We start from the raw sequence: 19614 nt of genomic DNA, 5'->3' as shown, positions 1-19614 counted from the left end.
GAACGCCGTCGGTTGCGCAGAAAACCACAAAAAATCGGAGCGAACATGAATTGGGCAGCACGGCGGCTTTCGGGTCGCATGCATTACGCGTGGATATCGGTGGGCGTGGTGTTTTTGGTGCTGCTCGCCGCCGCGGGCACGCGCGCAACGCCAAGCGTCATGATGTTGCCGCTCGAGCAGCAATTCGGCTGGAGCCGCGCCACGATTTCGCTGGCGATATCGATCAATCTGGCGCTGTACGGGCTGACCGGACCTTTCGCCGCCGCCGCCATGCAGCGTTTCGGCGTGCGCCCGACCGTGCTGGCCGCGCTCGCAACACTGGCAACAGGCGTGGCATTGTCGTCCCTGATGACAGCTCCCTGGCAGATGGTGCTCATCTGGGGCGTGCTGGTTGGCGGCGCCACGGGCGTTGCGGCCATGACGCTGGCGGCAACGGTGGTCAATCGCTGGTTCACGACCCATCGCGGCCTCGCGATGGGCATTCTCACCGCGAGTTCGGCGACCGGCCAGCTCGTGTTCCTGCCGGTGCTCGCGGCGATTGCCGAGCATTTTGGCTGGCGCCCGGTGGTGCTTGTCGTTGCCGCCGCTGCCGCAATCGCGTTGCCGCTGGTCGCTTGGCTGCTGCCAGAACGCCCGTCGGATCTCGTGCTGCGTCCGTTCGGCGAACCTGCCGATGCGCCGCCGCCGATTCCTGTCGCACAAAAGAATCCGATCACACTCGCGTTCGGAACGCTCGGCATGGCGAGCAAAACACGCGACTTCTGGTTGCTGGCCGGAAGTTTTTTCATCTGCGGGGCGAGCACGAATGGGTATATAGGCACGCATCTGATCGCAATGTGCGCCGATCACGGCATGAGCGAAGTGCAGGGCGCGGGGCTTCTCGCGGCCATGGGCATCTTCGATCTTTTCGGCACGACACTTTCCGGTTGGCTATCCGACCGCTTCAACGCCCGCGTGCTGCTTTTCTGGTACTACGGCTTGCGCGGGTTGTCGCTGATGTTCTTGCCGCAGGCGTTCGGTATCGATTTTTACGGCTTGCCGGTGTTCGCCGTGTTCTACGGACTCGACTGGGTCGCCACAGTCCCGCCGACAGTCAAGCTCGCCACCGATGTCTACGGCAAGGAATCGGCGCCTATCGTGTTTGGCTGGGTGGTAGCGGCGCATCAGCTTGGCGCGGCGTTCGCGGCGCTCGGCGGCGGAATGCTGCGCGCGAGTCTCGGCACCTACACGGTGGCCACCATGATCTCGGGCAGCTTGTGCATTGTCGCGGCCGTGATGGTGTTGCGGATCAACAGGGCGTCGCGGCGTGTGCAGGCGGTCGCGACGTAACGGTTCGAAATGGCGGCGAATTCCGTGCTGCAGCACGGGTTGGCGGGCTTGGTTATCCTATGGTTCTCGCGGCACAACGCACACGCGCCGCGCATCCCAATCTTCGCCAACTCGACCAGGATTTCGTATGACAGAGAAACTCGCGCCTACTGAAGTTGCTATTGACCCGTTGCTGGCCGGCCGATGGAGCCCCCGGGCGATATCGAACAAGGCCGTGAGCCGTGAACAGTTGCATAGCGTACTGGAAGCGGCGCGATGGGCGCCGTCTTCGTACAACATGCAACCGTGGCGCTTCCTGGTGTTCGATCGCAGCCACGACAAAGCCGCATTCGACAAGGCGTTCGCGACGCTCGTCCCGTTCAACCAAGGCTGGAACGCCAACGTGCCGGTTCTGGTTTGCGTGCTGGCGAAGACCTTGACGCCAAAGGGCGAAGTGAACCGCACGGCGCCTTACGACGCGGGCGCAGGCGCGTTGTCGCTGACATTGCAGGCGCATTCGCTGGGTCTGGTGGCCCATCAGATGAGCGGCTTCGATACCACCGCGTTCCGCGAGACTTTTTCGCCGCCGGACGACGTGGAAGTCATCGCGATGATCGCCGTCGGCCATCCCGGCGATCCAGCCACGCTCGACGACGCATTGCGCGAACGTGAACTCGCGCCGCGGGCGCGCGTGGCGCTCGGAGAAATAGCGTTCGATGGCGCCTGGGGCAAGGCGTTCAAATAAGCGTTGCGGCGTGTCTCCCGGCGCTGGTCGGCCGGGGACACATCAATCTTCCGCCGACGACAGCGGCCGCGCCACGTCCTCAAGCGACTTGCGCTCGGCCGATACACCCCAGACTCCCGCCACGACTGCCGCCAGCACCATCAGCGCAGAACCGATCAGATAGCCCGTGAACACGGCGCCGCGTTGATGAGTATCAATGAGCCGTCCGAACAGCGCGGGCCCCACAATGCCGCCCAGCGCCGTCCCAAACGCATAAAAAATTGCGATGGCAAGCGCCCGGATTTCGAGCGGGAACGTTTCGCTGACGGTGAGATACGCCGAACTCGCCGCCGATGACGCAAAAAAGAAGATCACCATCCATGAAATTGTTTGCGTGGTGCTTGTCAGCAAACCTTGCTCGAACAGATAGCCGCTGATGGTCAGCAACACGCCGGATATGCCGTAGGTGAAGGCGATCATCTTGCGCCGGCCGAGTACGTCGAAGAGCCGGCCGAGCACGAGCGGCCCGAGGAAATTGCCCGCCGCGAAGGGCAATACGTACCAGCCGATGTGATCGCCGGGCACGTGATAGAAATCCGTCAGCACGAGCGCGTAGGTGAAGAAGATCGCGTTGTAGAAAAACGCCTGCGCGGTCATTAGCGTCAATCCGACCAGCGAGCGGCGCCGGTGGGCATGAAACAGCGAATGGAATACCTCGCTAAGTTTGGTGTGATCGCGCGCGTGCAGACGCAACGGCTTGATGGGGTCGGAGCGGAGCGTCACGCCATGCTCGCGGAATTTCCCCTCGATGCCTTCCACGATGTCCCGCGCCTCATCCACGCGATTATGGGTAATCAGCCAGCGCGGGCTTTCGGGCACCCACATGCGCATGAAAAGAATCATCAGCCCCAGAATCGCGCCGATCAAAAAGCACGCGCGCCAGCCATAATCGGGCGGCAGCAGCCCCGGATCGAGCAACACGATCGACCCGGCGGCGCCCAGGCCCGCGCCGACCCAGAACGTGCCGTTGATCGCCAGATCGGTCCAGCCGCGCACGCGGGCGGGCGTGAATTCCTGGATCGTGGAATTGATGGCGGTGTATTCGCCGCCGATTCCGGCACCTGTCAGGAAACGGAACAGCACGAAACTGACGAGATCCCACGAAAACGCGGTCGCGGCCGTGGCCGCCACGTACAAGAACAGCGTGATGAAAAAGAGTTTGCGGCGTCCGAGCCGGTCCGTCAGCCAGCCGAACCCGAGCGCCCCGGCCACCGCGCCGGCAATGTACGCGCTGCCGGCAATGCCGACATCGGCATTTGAAAACTGCAGCACGTGGCTCGACTTGAGCGCGCTCGCCACCGCGCCGGCGAGCGTGACTTCAAGCCCGTCAAGCAGCCAAGTAATGCCGAGCGCCGCCACAATCAGCGTATGAAAGCGTCCCCACGGCAGCCTGTCGAGCCGCCCGGGAAGATCCGTTTCGATAATCTTGCCCGCCGTCTGGTCGTCTCGATGAATGTCAGGTGCCGTTGTGGTGTCGTTCATGCAGTTCGCCGGGAACGTGGGAAAAACCGGCGGGATGCAAGCCGGTAGAGCACTAATTACCGGCTTTTCGAGCAAAAAGCGTACCGTCGCCGATGTTTTTGATTGCTGGTTGAAGTGCGGCGCGTTACGTGCTAAAAACGCGCTCCACTTTTTGTTTGCGATGCCCGGCGCGGTTCACGCTGGCGTGGCTCACCTCATGACTTATTGCGCGATCGATTTCGGCACGTCGAACTCAGCGGTCGCATTGCCCGACGGGGCGTCGATCCGGCTTGCTCCGGTCGAAGGCAACGCCACGACGCTGCCCACCGCTGTCTTTTTCAACACTGACGAGAACGAGCAGGCCTACGGGCGCGCGGCGCTCGAGGCGTACATCGACGGTTTCGACGGCCGTCTGATGCGGTCCATGAAAAGTATTCTCGGTTCGCCGCTCGCCGAGACCAGCACGGACCTGGGGGACGGTTCCGCCATCCGCTACGTCGACGTCATCACGCTGTTCCTCCAGCATCTGAAGCAAAAGGCGCAGGCCGTTGCGAGCGGGCCGATCACACGCGCCGTGCTGGGGCGCCCGGTGTTTTTCGTCGATGACGACCCGCGCGCCGACCAACTGGCGCAAGACCAGTTGCAGGCCGCGGCAGAAGCCATTGGCCTCACGGACATCCACTTCCAGTACGAGCCGATCGCCGCGGCCTTCGACTACGAAGCCAGCCTCACAAAAGAAGCGCTGGTTCTCGTCGCGGATATTGGCGGCGGTACGTCCGATTTTTCGCTCGTGCGCGTCGGGCCGGAGCGGGCCGAAAAATTGTCGCGTAAAGACGACGTGCTGGCCCACTATGGCGTCCACGTAGCCGGCACGGACTTCGACCGGCGCGTCGAACTCGCGACGGTCTTGCGCGAACTTGGCTATCAATCGATAGCGCCGGAAGGCCGCGAAGTGCCGAACCGCGTCTATTTCGATCTCGCCACGTGGCATCTGATCAACACCGTCTACGCGCCCAAGCGCGTAGGCGAACTCCAGCTCATGCGCCATCTCTACAGCGATCAACGCCACCACGACCGGTTGATGCGCGTCGTTGACCGGCGTCTGGGCCACGCGCTCGCCTCTCATGCGGAAGCCGCGAAGATCGATGTGGCTGCCGGTGGCGAGACGACGATCGGCATGGAGGAAGTGGAAGAGGCGCTGCGTATTGGTTTTACCGCGCAGCAACTCGTCGACGCAGGTCTGGAGGAGACGCGACGGATTGCGCAGGCCGCCGAGGAAACCGTGCGTCGTGCCGGCATTGCGCCAGCCGATGTCAGCGCTGTCTACTTTACGGGCGGCTCAACTGGACTGAGCTTTCTCTCGCAGTCTATTTCCAGCGCATTTCCGCAAGCAGAAGCGGTATTCGGCGACCGGTTGGCAAGTGTGGCGACTGGACTCGGTATTTATGCGCGCAAGTTATTCGGTTGATCGGTATTATTTTCTATATCCAAAATCTGAAACAATTTAAAGTAAAATCTCAATAAGCGAGGATAAAGTCACGGATTAGAAAGAAAAAACCCCGCAATTGCGGGGGTTTTCTATTACCTGATCAAACCAACTGAAACTCAGGCCGGTTTGATATTTGCAGCTTGTTTACCCTTCGGGCCCGTCTTCACTTCAAACGTGACCTTCTGATTTTCCTGAAGCGTCTTGAAGCCTTCCGTGCGAATTTCAGAGAAATGAGCGAACAGATCTTCGCCACCGCCGTCCGGCGTGATGAAGCCAAAGCCCTTTGCGTCATTGAACCACTTGACGGTACCGGTTTCCATGTTACTTGTTCCTAAAGATGTTGAATAAGGCCGAAGCCAGAATGTGCATGAAAATCAAGGAAGGGGCAATGGGACCAACCGGAGTACCGTAATGGGCGAACTACGAAAGACCAATTCACTCGCCGCTTGAAATCCTGCAAGAAGGTTTATACGGCGAATCAAACTCAAGGTCAAATAATAGCCGAGCGGAATTTGGGGTTTTTTGAGACATCTGTCGGTCTAATGGGGAACGCCGTTTTCCCGACATCAAATTGTCTTCTTACAAGTCTTTCGTATCGGCATGTTTGTCGACCCCGACACGTTTCACATGCCATCGCAAACCTCATACAACAGATTGCTTCTACAGCCGTTAAACTACGCGCCACGCTGGTGCGGGGATGCGATTGAACTGACGAGATCACATAAGCTCAATTTCCCTTGCACTGGACGACTGGAAGTTAGCTGACTCAAGGAGATGGAGTGAAAAGTTCTATTCAACGGAACATCGGACCGGTAGCGTTGCTGCTGACGGGTCTTGGTTCCATCATCGGCTCCGGCTGGTTATTCGGTGCGTGGAAAGCCGCCAAGATCGCCGGACCGGCTGCGATTGTGGCGTGGGTTATTGGCGCGCTCGTGATACTTGCCATTGCGCTGACTTACGCAGAGCTTGGCGCGATGTTCCCGGAATCTGGCGGAATGGTCCGATATGCACGCTATTCGCATGGCGCGTTAGTCGGATTTGTGAGCGCATGGGCCAACTGGATCGCGATTGTCTCAGTCATTCCCATTGAAGCGGAGGCATCGATTCAATACATGAGCACATGGCCTTATGGCTGGGCGCATGCGCTTTATGTCGATGAATCTCTTACGCCCTTAGGACTGGGTTTATCTGCTTTGCTGGTGATTGTTTATTTCCTTCTGAATTATTGGGGCGTCAAATTATTCGCCCGCGCCAACTCGGCGATTACCGTCTTCAAGTTCATCATTCCCGGCGCGACAATTCTGGGATTGATGCTGACGGGCTTTCATGCGGAGAATTTCGGCACCACATCGAGTTTTGCGCCATATGGATGGTCAGCGGTTTTAACCGCGGTTGCGACCAGCGGCATTGTATTCAGTTTCAATGGTTTTCAAAGTCCGGTTAATCTGGCAGGCGAGGCAAGGAACCCGTCGAAGAGTATTCCGTTCGCGGTGATTGGTTCTATCTTGCTCGCACTGGTTATTTATGTGCTGCTGCAAGTCGCATATATTGGCGCGGTCAGCCCGGGCGATGTCATGAAGGGCTGGAGCCATTTTAATTTTGCGTCGCCATTTGCCGAGCTTGCATTGGCGCTCAATCTCAACTGGCTCGCATTCCTGCTTTACGTCGATGCGTTCGTGAGTCCCAGCGGCACGGGTACCACGTACATGGCGACCACCTCCCGCATGATCTACGCAATGGAGCGCAACAATACGCTGCCGAAGATTCTGGGCAGCGTACATCCGCTTTACGGCGTTCCGCGTCCAGCCATGTTCTTCAACCTGATCGTTGCATTCATCTTCATGTTCTTCTTCCGTGGCTGGAGTTCGCTGGCGGCCGTGATCTCGGTCGCCACGGTGATTTCCTACCTGACCGGCCCGGTGAGCCTGATGGCGCTGCGCCGGGCGGCGACGGACCTGCATCGGCCGTTGATGATTCCCGGCATGAGCATCATTGCGCCGTTCGCGTTCGTCTGTGCATCCGAGGTGCTGTATTGGGCCAAATGGCCTTTGACGGGTGAAATCATCTTGTTGATGATCGTCGCGTTGCCGGTTTATTTTTATTACCAGTCGAAAACCGGTTTCGATTCCTGGGGAAATGACCTGAAAGCGGCGTGGTGGCTGGTGGCCTATTTGCCGTCCATGGCGGTTTTGTCGCTCATTGGCAGCAAGGAGTTTGGCGGCCGCGGATTATTGCCGTATGGCTGGGACATGGCGCTGGTGGCGATTTTGGCGCTCCTGTTTTATTACTGGGGCGTACATACCGGTTATCGGACGCAATATCTTGAAGAGCGCGAAAGTCACGACGATATCCGGAACGAAGTCGGCGCCTGAAATTAGCGAACTGAAAGTCTGAAAATAAAACCCGCCTGGATTTCAGGCGGGTTTTTTGTTTTTGCGACAAGCTAACGCGTCCTGTGCAAATCAGGCGTCGCTGAAAACGTAATTCGTCATTGCCAACGTTTTCTGAAAAGTGCCAAGAGACTGAATATCCAGATCGAAATCGTCGCCGGCAGCACCCAAGGCTCCAAAGATCGGCAGCAGATGTTCGTCGGTCGGATGCATCAGCACGGCATGCGGCGCCTGACGCCGATAGTCGAGCAACGCGCCGATATCCCGTTGCGTCATCCGCTCTTCGAACCAGTCAGTGAATTCGGTAACGCGCGGGTCACCGTCCTCAGGCCGCGCGCCGAAATCCGCCGTGCGCAGGTTATGGGTGATCTGGCCCGAGCCCACGATCATGACGCCATCGTCGCGCAATGCCCGCAGCGCTTGACCCACGCGATAGTGGTGGGCCGGGTCGAGGCGCGGCTGTATCGATAGTTGCGCGACGGGAATTGCAGCGTCGGGATACATGAGCAGCAGCGGAACCCACGCACCGTGATCCAGTCCATGATCGGTCACCGCCGACGGAATGCCCGCTTGCGTCAACAGCGACGCGGCTTGCTTTCCAAGCTGCGGCGCACCCGGCGCGCGGTAATGGATTTCGTACAGCGCGCGTGGAAAACCATAAAAGTCGTGAATGGTCTCGGGTTGCTCGGCGATGCTCGCCACCGGCTGAGCCGTGCCCCAGTGGGCGGAGAGCATGAGGATAGAACGCGGCCGCTCAAACCGGGTTGCGAACGAAGCAAACTCGGCGGACGGCATCGATGGATCGATGGGCAGCGTCGGAGCGCCGTGGGAAATGAAAACAGTCGGAAGGCGGGACATGGCAACAAGCCTCTAAAAGGTCATTGCAACCAATATAAGATCCAGCAGCCAGTTGATAAACGGCCGCAGCGGCAATGAATTGTGTCGCGGTTGTTGCTAATGTCCAGCGTTATGCAATCCCGGCCACGCCACTGCGACCGGCGGCCCGATTGCAAACATATCGATAATGCGATCCACTGTCTGATTGACCATTTCATCAATAGAAGCCGGCCGATGATAAAACGCCGGCAGCGGTGGAAAGATCACGCCGCCCATTTCGGTCACGGATGTCATATTGCGCAAATGGGCAAGATTGAACGGCGTTTCGCGCACCATCAAAACCAGCCGGCGGCGTTCTTTCAGCGCGACGTCGGCGGCACGGCTAATCAGATTGTCCGATAGCCCGAGCGCAATGCTCGCCAGCGTTTTCATGGAGCAGGGCGCGACGACCATACCATCCGTTGCGAACGACCCGGATGCAATGCTCGCGCCGGCATCGCGGACGTTATGCACGACGTCCGCAAGCGCATGGATGGCGGATTTATCGAGATCCACTTCGTGCTGGATATTCAGCCAGCCCGCGCTCGAAACCAGCAGATGCGTTTCCACGCCGCCCAGCCGGCGCAGCGTTTCGAGCAACCGGACGCCGTAAATGGAGCCGGTCGCTCCGGTGATCGCGACGATCAGCCGCCGCGGCGTGTGCGCGGCGGACAAAGAGCTGTCCGGCAAGATGGAGGCAGGCTCAGGCAGCGGCAAACAGTTGCTGCAATTCGCCCGATTCGTACATTTCCATCATGATGTCCGAGCCGCCGATGAACTCGCCCTTCACGTAGAGCTGCGGAATGGTCGGCCAGTTCGAGAATTCCTTGATGCCCTGGCGGACGCCTTCGTCTTCGAGCACGTTGACCGTCTTGATATCGGTGACGCCGCAAGCCTTGAGGACCTGGATGGCGCGGCCGGAGAAACCGCACATCGGGAATTGCGCTGTGCCTTTCATGAACAGCACGACCGGCGCTGCGTCGACGATTTGCTTGATGCGTTCTTGCGTATCCATGGTCTTTCCTGCGATGCGTTGTAATGCGGGTTGATTTGGGGCTGGGCGGTGCGGGACGCTTTAACAGGCGATATTTCGCACGCCAACGTGTCTGAAATGATAGCGGATTTCAATCGGTGCAGCTTGGACGCGCCCTCGGTGATGCGCGTACGGTTTACGCGGCGAAAACGCCGCCGCTGGCGCGTTCGATTCCGGCAAGATCGCGCTCCGAGCGTACGTCGGAAAAGCCGCGCGCCGTCAGCAGCGCACGCACTTCGGCAGCCTGGTCATAGCCGTGTTCCAGCCAGAGCACGCCATTTGTCGCGAGGAAAAACGGCGCGCTCTGGATGATCGTGCGGATTGCGCTGAGTCCGTCGGCTTCGTCGGTGAGGGCGGCGCGCGGCTCGAAACGCAAGTCGCCTTCTGAAAGATGCGGATCGTGTTGCGCGATATACGGCGGATTGCTCACAATCGCGTCAAAACGCAGCGCCGGGTCCAGCGCCTCGGCCCAGTTGCTCTGGAGCAAGTTGACAGGCTGGTCGCCGCCGAGCAGTTTCGCCGCATTTCGGGCCGCGACCTCTAGCGCTTTCGCCGATTGATCGACGGCCCAGACCTGAGCATCGCGCCGGGAACATGCGATTGCCACGGCGATTGCGCCGCTGCCCGTGCCGAGATCGAGTACGCGAGGGGCATCGATTCCGGCGATCTTCGCCAAGGCAATCTCAACCAGCAACTCGGTTTCCGGGCGCGGGATCAGCACGTCGGGGGTGACATCGAATGGCAGTCCGAAAAATTCCCGTGTCCCGACAAGCTGCGCGACCGGCTCACCGTTCATGCGCCGTTGCGCAAGCGCTTCAAAGCGCCCGACGCTTTGCGCGTCCAGTTCTTCGGCATCGCGCGTGATCAATTCCGTGCGTCGCCAGCCGAGCACGTGCTCAAGCAGGATTCGCGTTTCAAGCGGCGGCAACGTCGACGAACGCAGCAACTCCGCGGCCGTCGTCATTCCGAATCGCCCAGCGCGGCCAGCAACTCCGCCTGATGCTCGCTGACGAGCGCGGCCACGAGTTCGTCTATATCGCCGTCCATGATTGCGTCGAGCTTGTAGAGCGTCAGGTTGATCCGATGATCCGTCATGCGCCCTTGCGGAAAGTTGTACGTGCGAATCCGTTCCGACCGGTCGCCCGATCCGATCAAACTCTTGCGCGTCGCGGCTTCCTTCGCGTGCTGCTCGTGATACTGCTTGTCCATGATCCGCGCGGCGAGCACCTTCAGCGCGCGATCCTTGTTCTTGTGCTGCGAGCGGTCATCCTGGCATTCCACGACAATGCCGGTCGGCAAGTGCGTCACGCGCACAGCCGAATCGGTCTTGTTGATGTGCTGGCCGCCCGCGCCGGACGCCCGGAAGGTGTCGATACGCAAATCCGCCGGATTGATCACCACTTCGCCGATTTCATCGGCTTCCGGCATCACGGCGACGGTGCACGCCGACGTATGAATGCGCCCTTGCGTTTCGGTCGCCGGAACCCGCTGCACGCGATGGCCGCCCGACTCGAACTTAAGCTTCGAATACACGTTGAGGCCCGCGATCCGCACGATCACTTCCTTGTACCCGCCGAGATCCGAGACGCTTTCCGACATCATCTCGACCGTCCATCGATTGCGCTCGGCGTACCGGAGATACATGCGCAGCAGGTCGCCCGCGAACAGCGCGGATTCGTCGCCGCCCGTGCCCGCACGGATTTCGATGAAGATATTGCGGTCATCGTTCGGATCTTTCGGCAGCAACATGGCTTGCAGGTCGCGCTCGATCGTTACCATCCGCTCGCGTGTCTCGCCGATTTCCTCTTCGGCGAAGTCGCGCATGGAGGGGTCGGCGAGCAGTTCCTGCGCGGTGGCTTCGTCGTTGGCGGCCTGACGCCAGAGCGCGTATTGCTCGACCACGGGTCCGATTTCGGCGTGTTCCCTCGTGATCTTCCGATACTGATCCATATCGGCGGTCACGTCTTCACGGCTCATCAGGTCATTGAGTTCGGCCAGCCGGGTGGTGAGCTGGTCGAGCTTGCTTTGCATGCTCGTTTTCATGGGGTGCTGGAGCAAGGCTCCGGAGAAGACTGCGTATCAGGAAAGCGGCCGGAAAACGGCGCTGCTGAAAAAGAGACGGCGGGCGCAGCGGCGAGGGGCGCTAATTTTCCGAAGGATCGTTCGATCCCGCCGGATGGCCGTGCTTGTACAGTCCGCCCATCAATTCGATGAGCTGGTCGCGATTCTCATGGCTGGCACGGCTGAGCGCGTGCGTGGGGCCATGGATCAGCTTGTTGGTGAGCGACTGCGACAGCGCTTCGAGCACCGCCGCCGGATCTTCGCCGCGCGCGAGCATCTTGCGCGCGCGCTCGACTTCGGCGCGGCGCAAGGCGTCGGCTTGCGTGTGCATGTGACGGATCACCGGCACGATGCTGCGTGCATCGAGCCATTGCATGAAGTTCTGCACCCGCGTGTCGATAATCGATTCCGCCTGCGCCACCGCCGCCTGCCGCGACGCGCTGCCTTCACGCACGATCGCGCCAAGGTCGTCGACGGTATAGAGGAACACGTCCTGCAACTCGCCCGCTTCCGGTTCAATGTCGCGCGGCACGGCGAGATCGACCATGAAAATTGGCCTGTGGCGGCGCGCTTTCACGGCCCGCTCGACTGCGCCCAGCCCGATGATTGGCAGCGTGGAAGCCGTGCACGACACAATGATGTCGAACTCGTGCATGCGCGCGGGCAATTCGGAAAGGGGAATGGACCGGCCGTTGAAGCGATCCGCGAGCTTCTCGCCGCGCTCGGCCGTGCGGTTCGCCACGACGAGTTCACGCGGCTTTTGCGCGGCGAAATGCGTTGCGCACAACTCGATCATTTCGCCTGCGCCAATGAACAACACGCGCTGGCCGGAAATGTTCTCGAAGATGCGCTGTGCAAGACGCACGGCAGCGGCCGCCATGGAAACTGACTGCGCGCCGATTTCGGTCGTCGTGCGGACTTCCTTGGCGACCGCAAAGGTGCGCTGGAACAACTGGTTGAGATACGTGCCCATTGCGCCGGCTTCGGCTGCTGTACGCACCGCATCTTTCATTTGCCCGACAATCTGCGTCTCGCCAAGCACCATGGAATCAAGCCCCGATGCCACCCTGAACGCGTGCCGCACCGCTTCGGACTGCGGCAGCGCGTAGACGTGCGGCGCGAGTTCGGAGACCGGAAGATTGTGATACTTCGAGAGCCAGTGGACGGCGGCATCCCGCGCGGCTTTTTCGCCGGTTGCGCAATAAAGCTCCGTGCGGTTGCACGTGGAGAGGATTGCGGCTTCCGGTGCGCCGCGACCCATCGACCCGAGCCACAGATCCTTCAGCGCGCCCAAGGCCGGCTTGATTTGTTCGAGCGGAAACGCCACGCGTTCGCGCAGGGCGACAGGCGCAGTGTGGTGGTTGATTCCGATCGCGAGGAGCTGCATGTTGTGGGCCTGAGCTGATGGCCTTTAAAAATGCCTAAGAATTAGCCCGATATTATAGCCTTTCGCGAAATCCTTCAGTTCCTCCCTGCTGACCACCGGCGAAACCCATGCCAGGCATGCCGCCGGGCATCTCGCTGGCCTCGATGCGGTCCAGTTGATAACCGTAGCCATAGAGCGGCGTCAGCCGGTATCCGGTTTCCGGCCGCAAATGCAATTTCGAGCGCAGGCGCGACGCGTGGGTATCGAGGGTGCGCGACGCCATGTCGCTGCCACGCGGCCACACCACTTCCATGATGTGCGCCCGCGACACGGCGCGCGACAAATTGGTGAACAACAGCCGCGCGAAGCGGAATTCCTTCGGCGTGAGCAAAACACGCTGGTCCGCAAAGCTGACGCTGAGTTCGGACGAATTGAATCGATAGTCCCCGAAATGCTCCGCTGCGGGCGTGCGCACCATGCTGCGCCGTGCCAGCACTTCCACGCGGGCGGCGAGTTCATCGACGCGAACGGGCTTGGAGACGCAGTCGTCGGCGCCCGCTTTCAGGCACGCGACCACGTCGGCTTCGTTCTGGCTCGCGGCCAGCAAGACGATGGGAAGCTGAGGCGCCAGATGCCGGACGCGCTCGATGATTTCGGCGCCGATCATGTCGCGCGTTTCATTGGCGGCGATCAGCAGGTCGAACGTGTCGTGCCGCATACGGTCGAGCAGCGCCGGCGGAGTCGGGAAGAAATGGCAGAAATGGCCGTCCAGGACGAGAGTCCGGCGGATGAGTGCGGCGTGCTGGACGTCCGCGTCGATGATGGCGATTCGCATGATTTCTTACGCTGCCGCGTGCGCCGAGTGGGTGCGGAGGCTGGCGCGGCATGCGCTTGCCATCGCCATTCCAGCCCCCTAAACTCAACCGCTGCGCTGCGAGCGCCTTCCAGACCTTCTATTAGTACGGGATCGAAAATGCTAGTTCACCCATCCGATTCGACACATAGGTTTAGTCTGAATTCGGCCGGAACCGATCGCTGATGGGTTGGCCTGGCATCGTTTTTCTCGGATTTGTGATCGGCGTGGCCGGTTGGTGGCTGAATCCCCTGCGACGTTCGGGCGCGAAACGCGCCGCCCGGTTCTGGTTAGCCGTGGCCGCAGCCGTTCTCGGAGCGATCATCGCGAAAATGTTGGGCAACCTTGCCGGCGCTTTTCACGACGGAGATTCTCTCGAGTGGCTGACGTGCACGCTGGTTGCGCTCGCGGCGGTAACCGGCGCTGTCTGCCTGACCGCGCGCCGCTAGGTACAAGCCGCCAAGTAACTCATTCTGCAGGTGAAATTCCATGAACGATCGACTGAATTCCCCCGATGCACAGACCTTTGCGCAGCGAATCGAACTGCTGCGCGGCGTCATGGCGCGCGAGGCGCTGGCTGCCGTGCTGGTGCCATCGTCGGATCCGCATATTTCGGAATACTTGCCCGAGCGCTGGCAGGCAAGACAGTGGCTTTCGGGATTCACAGGATCGGCGGGAACATTGGTCGCGACGCGCGATTTCGCCGGCGTCTGGGCCGACAGCCGCTACTGGACGCAAGCCGAGGCGCAACTTGCCGGGACAGGCATCGCGCTCGTGAAGATGACGGCCGGCCAGCAATCGGCGCCTTATGTGGACTGGCTCGCCGAAAATGTCGCAGCGGGTGAGACGGTTGCTGTAGATGGCACGGTGCTCGGCGTTGCGGCGGCGCGCACGCTGAAAGATGCGCTGACCGCGCGCGGGATCGTGCTGCGCACGGATCTCGATCTGCTCGACGCCGTCTGGCCGGAGCGGCCGGGTTTGCCATCGGATAGTGTTTATGAGCATGTCGCGCCTCAGTCGAGCGTCGCGCGCATGGACAAATTGGCCGACGTTCGCCGCGTGATGCGCGAAAAAGGCGCTCAATGGCATTTCATCTCCACGCTCGATGACCTCGCGTGGCTCTTCAACCTGCGCGGCGCCGATGTCAACTACAACCCCGTGTTCCTCGCGCATGCGTTGATCGGATTGGAGAACGCCGCGTTGTTCGTCGGCGATGGAAAAATCTCCGCCGAGTTGAAAGCGTCGCTCCTGAAAGACGGCGTATATGTCGAGCCGTACGTCAAAGCCGGTTATGCGCTCGCCGCGTTGCCCGCCGGTTCCGCGCTGCTCGTCGATCCGCGCCGCGTCACGTTCGGTTCTTTGGAAAAGGTGCCGGCGAAAGTAAAAATCGTGGAAACGGTGAATCCGTCGACGTTCGCGAAGTCGCGCAAAACGCCCGCCGATGCCGCCAACATTCGCGCCACCATGGAGCAGGACGGCGCGGCGCTCGCTGAATTCTTCGCGTGGTTCGAGGACGCGCTCGGGCGCGAGACGATCACGGAATTGACCATCGATGAAAAACTGACGGCGGCGCGTGCTCGCCGGCCGGGTTTCGTCACGCTGAGTTTTGCGACCATCGCCGGGTTCAATGCAAACGGCGCGATGCCGCATTACCGCGCCACGGCCGACTCGCATTCGGTGATCGAAGGCAACGGTTTGTTGCTCATCGATTCGGGCGGACAGTACCTGAGCGGCACGACGGATATCACGCGCGTGGTGCCAATCGGCACGATCACCGCCGAGCACAAACGCGATTTCACGGTCGTGCTGAAGGGCACGATTGCGCTATCGCGCGCGCGTTTCCCGCGCGGCATCCGTTCGCCGATGCTCGACGCCATCGCCCGCGCGCCCATTTGGGAAGCGGGCGCGGACTACGGACATGGAACGGGGCACGGCGTGGGCTACTTTCTGAACGTGCACGAAGGTCCGCAGGTCATTTCGCACTACGCGCCCGCCGAGCCTTACACGGCCATGGAAGAAGGCATGATTACGTCGATTGAGCCGGGGCTTTACCGACCGGGCAAATGGGGCATTCGCATTGAGAACCTGGTGATGAACGAGGCCGCCGGCAAGACCGAATTTGGCGATTTCCTCAAGTTCGAAACGCTGACGCTCTGTCCTATCGATACACGCTGCATCGACCTCGCCCTGCTGCGCGACGACGAACGCGCGTGGCTCAACGACTATCACGCGATGGTGCTCGAACGCGTCTCGCCGCATGTGTCGGGCGCGGCGAAAACGTGGCTCGAAAAACGCACGCAGCCAATCTGAAAACGGAGCACAAAACGCATGGCGATCAAGGCAGTGGTATTCGATTTCGGCGGCGTGCTGATCGACTGGAATCCTGAGTATGTTTATAGCCGCCTGATTCCAGACGCGACCGAGCGGCGCTGGTTCATGGACAACGTGGTTCATATGGACTGGGTGTTGCAGCAGGACGCGGGGCAGACCATTGCCGACGGCAACGCCGAACTGATCGCCAGATTTCCCGAGCATGAAGCCTTGATCCGCGCGTTTTACGAGCGCTGGCAGGAGATGGTGGCGGGCGTGCTCGAAGACGGCGTCGCGCTGGTCGACAAGCTCGAAGCCGCAGATATTCCGCTATTCGGGCTGACCAACTGGTCGGCGGAAACCTTCCCGTGGGCGTGGGAGCGTTTTCCGGTATTGCAGCGTTTTCGCGAAGTGGTGGTGTCGGGGCGCGTGCTGGTTGCCAAGCCCGATCCGGCGATTTTCGCGTTGATGTGGAAGGAAATCGACCGGCATTTTCCGGGCATTGCGCCGCAGGAAGTTGTTTTCATCGACGATAACGCCAGGAACATCGCCGCCGCGACCGCGCTCGGCTGGAACGCCGTGCATCACACGAACGCAGAGCAGACCGAAGCGCGTTTGAGGGCGCTCGGCTTGCCGGTCTGATTATTTTGAGAACAGGTTTTTCAGCGCGTCGCCAATGCTTTTGACCACGCCGCTGGCGTTCCTGGCGGCGCCTTCCGCGTTTACGCCAAGCGCTTTCGCGAACCCTACGGCAAGTTTCTTCGTCAGGCTTTCGTTGAGCGAAAACTTAGGATCGCGCAGGTTGCCATCGAGTTCGAAATCCAGCTTGATCTGATCGTGGTTTTTCAACGCGGCTATCGCAACTTTGGTCGGAATGGAAAGGAACGTGTCGAGCGGGTTGCCATTTTCCGATAGCTGCAAGTGATTCAGCACCACCGATCCGGGCGCGTGGATTGTGTAGTTCTGCACGGTGGCGTCGAGCGTCAGGTCGATCGTGCCGCCCGTGACGGTGCTGCGCGCGCCCACTTTCTTGAGCAGATAAGGATCGAGCGTGGCGATATCGACGTTGCGCAGCGTGGTGTGCGTCTGCGAATCCTTGCTCGCGATCTTCATCCAGCCATTGAACGCAACCGTGCCCGTATGCGACGGCCCTTTGATCGAGCCGGTCATGTCGAGTTTGGTCGGGTTGGTCAGCGCCGGAAGATGCAGGTCGTCCACGGTCGCGTGCGCATTCGAAATCAGAATTCGATAGGGCGGCTTCTGCACGGATTCATCGAAGAATTCCATGGCGCCGCGCTCGAACGTGACATGATCGATCAGCCGCTCTTCGCGTGCATGCCTGGCGGCTTCGGTTGAGCTGGCTTGCGCCTCGCGCGTCGACTGCTTGAGATTCGGCAGCAAATCGACGCGGCCATCGGCGAAACGCGCTACCGAGAGATAAAAACCGTCCACCGTGATGTTGCGCAGATGCAGCGTGCTGGTCAACACGGAGCGCATGTCGATGTTGAGCGTCACGCGCTCGGCGCGCAATGCGTCGTCAGCGGGCCAGCCCTGCGGACCGCGCATGCGAACGCGGCTCAGCGTGATCCGCGCGTACCCGGCATCCACGTCCTCCACTGATCCGAGCGGCCCGAGCGCCTCGATTACGCGGGCCTTCATCTCGTGCATGACATACAACCAGCCGCCGCCCGCAGCGAGTAACAGCACCACGACCACCGCGCCCGCCCACAGCATCAGGCGCTGCGCCTTCGAACCCGCCATGCCGATCTCTCCAAATCAAGCCGCGCGCGGGCGGCGAGCCGATGCGTTGCTGGTTGTTATAAACGCCGCGCGTTAGCGGACGATCGGCTTGTAGCGCAGGCGTTTCGGCTTTGCAGCTTCGTCGCCGAGACGATTGCGCTTGTCGGCTTCGTACTCCTGGTAGTTGCCATCGAAGAACGTCACTTGCGAATCCCCTTCGAACGCGATGATGTGCGTCGCGATACGGTCAAGGAACCACCGATCGTGCGAGATCACCAGCACGGATCCCGCGAATTCCAGCAACGCGTCTTCCAGCGCGCGCAGCGTTTCGACGTCGAGATCGTTCGACGGTTCGTCCAGCAGCAGCACGTTGCCGCCTTCAATCAGCGTTTTCGCCAGATGCAGCCGGCCGCGCTCGCCGCCCGACAGTGCGCCGACCGTCTTCTGCTGGTCGCCGCCCTTGAAATTGAACCGGCCGATATACGCCCGCGACGGCGTTTCATACTTGCCAACGGTCAGCACATCCGCGCCGCCCGAAATCTCTTCGAACACGGTCTTGTTGCCATTGAGCGCGTCGCGGCTTTGATCCACGTAGGCCAGCTTCACGGTCGGCCCGGTCACGATCTCGCCCGAATCCGGCTGTTCCTTACCCGTCAGCATGCGGAACAATGTGGACTTTCCTGCGCCATTTGGCCCGATTATTCCGACAATCGCGCCCGCCGGGATCTTCATGCTGAGGTTATCGATCAACAAACGGTCGCCATACGCCTTGCTCACGTTCTTGAACTCGATCACTTCGTTGCCCAGACGATCGCCGACCGGGATGAAGATTTCCTGTGTTTCATTGCGCTTCTGGTATTCCTGGCTATTGAGTTCCTCGAACCGCGCGATACGCGCCTTGGACTTCGCCTGGCGTCCCTTCGGGTTCTGGCGCACCCATTCCAGTTCCTTCTTCAGCGCCTTCTGACGCGCCGATTCCGACGATTCTTCCTGCTTCAACCGGTCCTGTTTCTGGTCGAGCCAACTGCTGTAGTTGCCTTTCCATGGAATACCGTGGCCGCGGTCGAGTTCGAGAATCCATTCGGCGGCGTTATCGAGGAAATAGCGATCGTGCGTCACGGCCACGACAGTGCCCGGATAGCGCGTCAGGAACTGTTCGAGCCAATCCACCGATTCGGCGTCGAGGTGGTTGGTCGGTTCGTCGAGCAGCAGCATGTCGGGCTTTTGCAGCAGCAACTTGCAGAGCGCGACGCGGCGTTTTTCACCACCCGAAAGGTGCTCGATCTTTGCGTCCCATGCGGGCAGGCGCAACGCGTCGGCGGCAACTTCTAGCTGTTGCTCGGGCGTGCCGCCGTCGCTGGTCGCGAGGATGGCTTCGTATTTGGCTTGCTCGGCGGCGAGCGCGTCAAAGTCGGCGTCGGGTTCCGCGTAGGCGGCGTAAATTTCGTCGAGCTTTTTCTGCGCGGTGAAGACATCGCCGAGGCCGTCTTCAACCGCTTCGCGCACGGTTTGCTGCGGGTCGAGTTGCGGCTCCTGAGGCAAATAACCTATGTTCAGGTTCGGCATCGGCGTGGCTTCGCCTTCGATTTCCTTGTCGACGCCCGCCATGATGCGGATCAGCGTCGACTTGCCTGAGCCGTTCAGGCCGAGCAGGCCGATCTTGGCGCCGGGAAAGAAGGACAGCGAGATGTCCTTAAGGATCTGGCGTTTCGGCGGCACGATCTTGCCGACGCGGTTCATGGTGAAGACGTATTGGGCCATTTGCGGATTTCGGTTGTCTTGAGGTTTTCGGGTTTTGCTTGTCGAGGCGCGCTTCGGTTGACGGCGGCGGCTGACATTCAGATCGCCACGGCGATGCACCTCGATTCAGTTCGCGACGATGCGTGTTTCCAAGGCAGCAGGAACGTGCCGACATTGTACTTCCATGAATATGCGTGGTCGGC

Annotated in this window: 18 protein-coding genes; 7 read left to right on the top strand and 11 right to left on the bottom strand. The window is 60.5% G+C overall.

Annotated elements, in window-relative coordinates; all coding sequences use genetic code 11:
* Positions 1-45 precede the first annotated feature (45 nt).
* Positions 46-1329 (top strand): MFS transporter, encoded by a 1284-nt coding sequence (locus tag ACRWA7_RS31135; RefSeq protein WP_438394516.1) that lies wholly within the window; start codon positions 46-48, stop codon positions 1327-1329.
* Positions 1330-1456: 127 nt separating this feature from the next.
* Positions 1457-2053, top strand: a complete 597-nt coding sequence (locus ACRWA7_RS31130) for a nitroreductase family protein (RefSeq protein ID WP_060858915.1) — start codon at positions 1457-1459, stop codon at positions 2051-2053.
* A gap of 42 nt (positions 2054-2095) precedes the next feature.
* Here the strand turns inward: ACRWA7_RS31130 and ACRWA7_RS31125 are convergent, their stop codons facing one another.
* Positions 2096-3574: an MFS transporter gene (locus ACRWA7_RS31125; RefSeq protein ID WP_060858914.1), complete on the bottom strand. Its 1479-nt coding sequence runs from the start codon at positions 3572-3574 to the stop codon at positions 2096-2098.
* 196 nt (positions 3575-3770) lie between these two features.
* Here ACRWA7_RS31125 and ACRWA7_RS31120 point away from each other — a divergent pair, with 196 nt between their 5' ends.
* On the top strand, positions 3771-5021 hold the full coding sequence (locus ACRWA7_RS31120; RefSeq protein ID WP_438394513.1) for an Hsp70 family protein: 1251 nt from the start codon (positions 3771-3773) through the stop codon (positions 5019-5021).
* Between the two features lie 137 nt (positions 5022-5158).
* On the opposite strand, the gene ACRWA7_RS31115 is transcribed toward ACRWA7_RS31120, so the two are convergent.
* On the bottom strand, positions 5159-5362 hold the full coding sequence (locus tag ACRWA7_RS31115) for a cold-shock protein (protein ID WP_060858913.1): 204 nt from the start codon (positions 5360-5362) through the stop codon (positions 5159-5161).
* Positions 5363-5821: 459 nt separating this feature from the next.
* Between ACRWA7_RS31115 and ACRWA7_RS31110 the strand changes: the two genes are divergently transcribed.
* Positions 5822-7414 carry an APC family permease gene (locus ACRWA7_RS31110; protein ID WP_060858912.1) on the top strand — a complete coding sequence of 531 codons (1593 nt, stop codon included), beginning with the start codon at positions 5822-5824 and terminating at the stop codon, positions 7412-7414.
* Positions 7415-7504: 90 nt separating this feature from the next.
* On the opposite strand, the gene ACRWA7_RS31105 is transcribed toward ACRWA7_RS31110, so the two are convergent.
* The 7 genes from ACRWA7_RS31105 to ACRWA7_RS31075 all read right to left on the bottom strand — a co-directional run bounded on the left by ACRWA7_RS31105 (position 7505) and on the right by ACRWA7_RS31075 (position 13603).
* The gene (locus ACRWA7_RS31105; protein WP_438394509.1) at positions 7505-8290 is read right to left on the bottom strand and encodes a DODA-type extradiol aromatic ring-opening family dioxygenase; all 786 of its coding nucleotides are present in this window, start codon (positions 8288-8290) and stop codon (positions 7505-7507) included.
* A gap of 96 nt (positions 8291-8386) precedes the next feature.
* Positions 8387-8983: a UbiX family flavin prenyltransferase gene (locus ACRWA7_RS31100; RefSeq protein WP_438394507.1), complete on the bottom strand. Its 597-nt coding sequence runs from the start codon at positions 8981-8983 to the stop codon at positions 8387-8389.
* A 28-nt stretch (positions 8984-9011) separates the two neighbouring features.
* Entirely contained in the window at positions 9012-9323 is a 312-nt protein-coding gene (grxD, locus tag ACRWA7_RS31095; protein ID WP_060858910.1) for a Grx4 family monothiol glutaredoxin, read from the bottom strand.
* Positions 9324-9477: 154 nt separating this feature from the next.
* Positions 9478-10305 carry a peptide chain release factor N(5)-glutamine methyltransferase gene (gene prmC, locus ACRWA7_RS31090; protein WP_438394503.1) on the bottom strand — a complete coding sequence of 276 codons (828 nt, stop codon included), beginning with the start codon at positions 10303-10305 and terminating at the stop codon, positions 9478-9480.
* A complete protein-coding gene (gene prfA, locus ACRWA7_RS31085) occupies positions 10302-11384 on the bottom strand; it encodes a peptide chain release factor 1 (RefSeq protein WP_060858908.1) in 1083 nt (360 codons plus the stop codon). Before prfA ends, prmC begins: the two co-directional genes overlap by 4 nt.
* A gap of 100 nt (positions 11385-11484) precedes the next feature.
* Positions 11485-12789 carry a glutamyl-tRNA reductase gene (gene hemA, locus ACRWA7_RS31080; protein WP_060858907.1) on the bottom strand — a complete coding sequence of 435 codons (1305 nt, stop codon included), beginning with the start codon at positions 12787-12789 and terminating at the stop codon, positions 11485-11487.
* 52 nt (positions 12790-12841) lie between these two features.
* Positions 12842-13603, bottom strand: coding sequence for a response regulator transcription factor (locus ACRWA7_RS31075; protein ID WP_060858906.1), 762 nt, complete (start codon positions 13601-13603; stop codon positions 12842-12844).
* A 203-nt stretch (positions 13604-13806) separates the two neighbouring features.
* Between ACRWA7_RS31075 and ACRWA7_RS31070 the strand changes: the two genes are divergently transcribed.
* Genes ACRWA7_RS31070 through ACRWA7_RS31060 form a run of 3 tightly spaced genes read left to right on the top strand, consistent with a single transcriptional unit; the run spans position 13807 to position 16573 of the window.
* Positions 13807-14070: a hypothetical protein gene (locus tag ACRWA7_RS31070; protein ID WP_060858905.1), complete on the top strand. Its 264-nt coding sequence runs from the start codon at positions 13807-13809 to the stop codon at positions 14068-14070.
* Positions 14071-14110: 40 nt separating this feature from the next.
* A complete protein-coding gene (locus ACRWA7_RS31065; protein WP_438394500.1) occupies positions 14111-15931 on the top strand; it encodes an aminopeptidase P family protein in 1821 nt (606 codons plus the stop codon).
* Positions 15932-15949: 18 nt separating this feature from the next.
* The gene (locus ACRWA7_RS31060; RefSeq protein ID WP_438394497.1) at positions 15950-16573 is read left to right on the top strand and encodes an HAD family hydrolase; all 624 of its coding nucleotides are present in this window, start codon (positions 15950-15952) and stop codon (positions 16571-16573) included.
* On the opposite strand, the gene ACRWA7_RS31055 is transcribed toward ACRWA7_RS31060, so the two are convergent.
* Positions 16574-17692, bottom strand: coding sequence for a DUF748 domain-containing protein (locus ACRWA7_RS31055; RefSeq protein WP_438394494.1), 1119 nt, complete (start codon positions 17690-17692; stop codon positions 16574-16576).
* Between the two features lie 72 nt (positions 17693-17764).
* On the bottom strand, positions 17765-19432 hold the full coding sequence (gene ettA / locus ACRWA7_RS31050; RefSeq protein WP_060858901.1) for an energy-dependent translational throttle protein EttA: 1668 nt from the start codon (positions 19430-19432) through the stop codon (positions 17765-17767).
* Between the last annotated feature and the right edge of the window lie 182 nt (positions 19433-19614).

It is taken from the genome of Caballeronia sp. DA-9 (genome assembly GCF_051615025.1).
GTDB lineage: Bacteria > Pseudomonadota > Gammaproteobacteria > Burkholderiales > Burkholderiaceae > Caballeronia > Caballeronia sordidicola.
Note: the sequence above shows the minus strand (reverse complement) of the source record. Positions and strands in the feature narration are given on the sequence as shown.

Coding starts and splice junctions, on each gene's coding strand:
- ACRWA7_RS31120 (WP_438394513.1), top strand. CDS start 3,771: ATGACTTATTGCGCGATCGATTTCGGCACGTCGAACTCAGCGGTCGCA.
- ACRWA7_RS31125 (WP_060858914.1), bottom strand. CDS start 3,574: ATGAACGACACCACAACGGCACCTGACATTCATCGAGACGACCAGACG.
- ACRWA7_RS31060 (WP_438394497.1), top strand. CDS start 15,950: ATGGCGATCAAGGCAGTGGTATTCGATTTCGGCGGCGTGCTGATCGAC.
- ACRWA7_RS31065 (WP_438394500.1), top strand. CDS start 14,111: ATGAACGATCGACTGAATTCCCCCGATGCACAGACCTTTGCGCAGCGA.
- prmC (WP_438394503.1), bottom strand. CDS start 10,305: ATGACGACGGCCGCGGAGTTGCTGCGTTCGTCGACGTTGCCGCCGCTT.
- ACRWA7_RS31135 (WP_438394516.1), top strand. CDS start 46: ATGAATTGGGCAGCACGGCGGCTTTCGGGTCGCATGCATTACGCGTGG.
- ACRWA7_RS31055 (WP_438394494.1), bottom strand. CDS start 17,692: ATGGCGGGTTCGAAGGCGCAGCGCCTGATGCTGTGGGCGGGCGCGGTG.
- ACRWA7_RS31070 (WP_060858905.1), top strand. CDS start 13,807: ATGGGTTGGCCTGGCATCGTTTTTCTCGGATTTGTGATCGGCGTGGCC.
- ettA (WP_060858901.1), bottom strand. CDS start 19,432: ATGGCCCAATACGTCTTCACCATGAACCGCGTCGGCAAGATCGTGCCG.
- hemA (WP_060858907.1), bottom strand. CDS start 12,789: ATGCAGCTCCTCGCGATCGGAATCAACCACCACACTGCGCCTGTCGCC.
- ACRWA7_RS31130 (WP_060858915.1), top strand. CDS start 1,457: ATGACAGAGAAACTCGCGCCTACTGAAGTTGCTATTGACCCGTTGCTG.
- ACRWA7_RS31105 (WP_438394509.1), bottom strand. CDS start 8,290: ATGTCCCGCCTTCCGACTGTTTTCATTTCCCACGGCGCTCCGACGCTG.
- ACRWA7_RS31115 (WP_060858913.1), bottom strand. CDS start 5,362: ATGGAAACCGGTACCGTCAAGTGGTTCAATGACGCAAAGGGCTTTGGC.
- grxD (WP_060858910.1), bottom strand. CDS start 9,323: ATGGATACGCAAGAACGCATCAAGCAAATCGTCGACGCAGCGCCGGTC.
- prfA (WP_060858908.1), bottom strand. CDS start 11,384: ATGAAAACGAGCATGCAAAGCAAGCTCGACCAGCTCACCACCCGGCTG.
- ACRWA7_RS31075 (WP_060858906.1), bottom strand. CDS start 13,603: ATGCGAATCGCCATCATCGACGCGGACGTCCAGCACGCCGCACTCATC.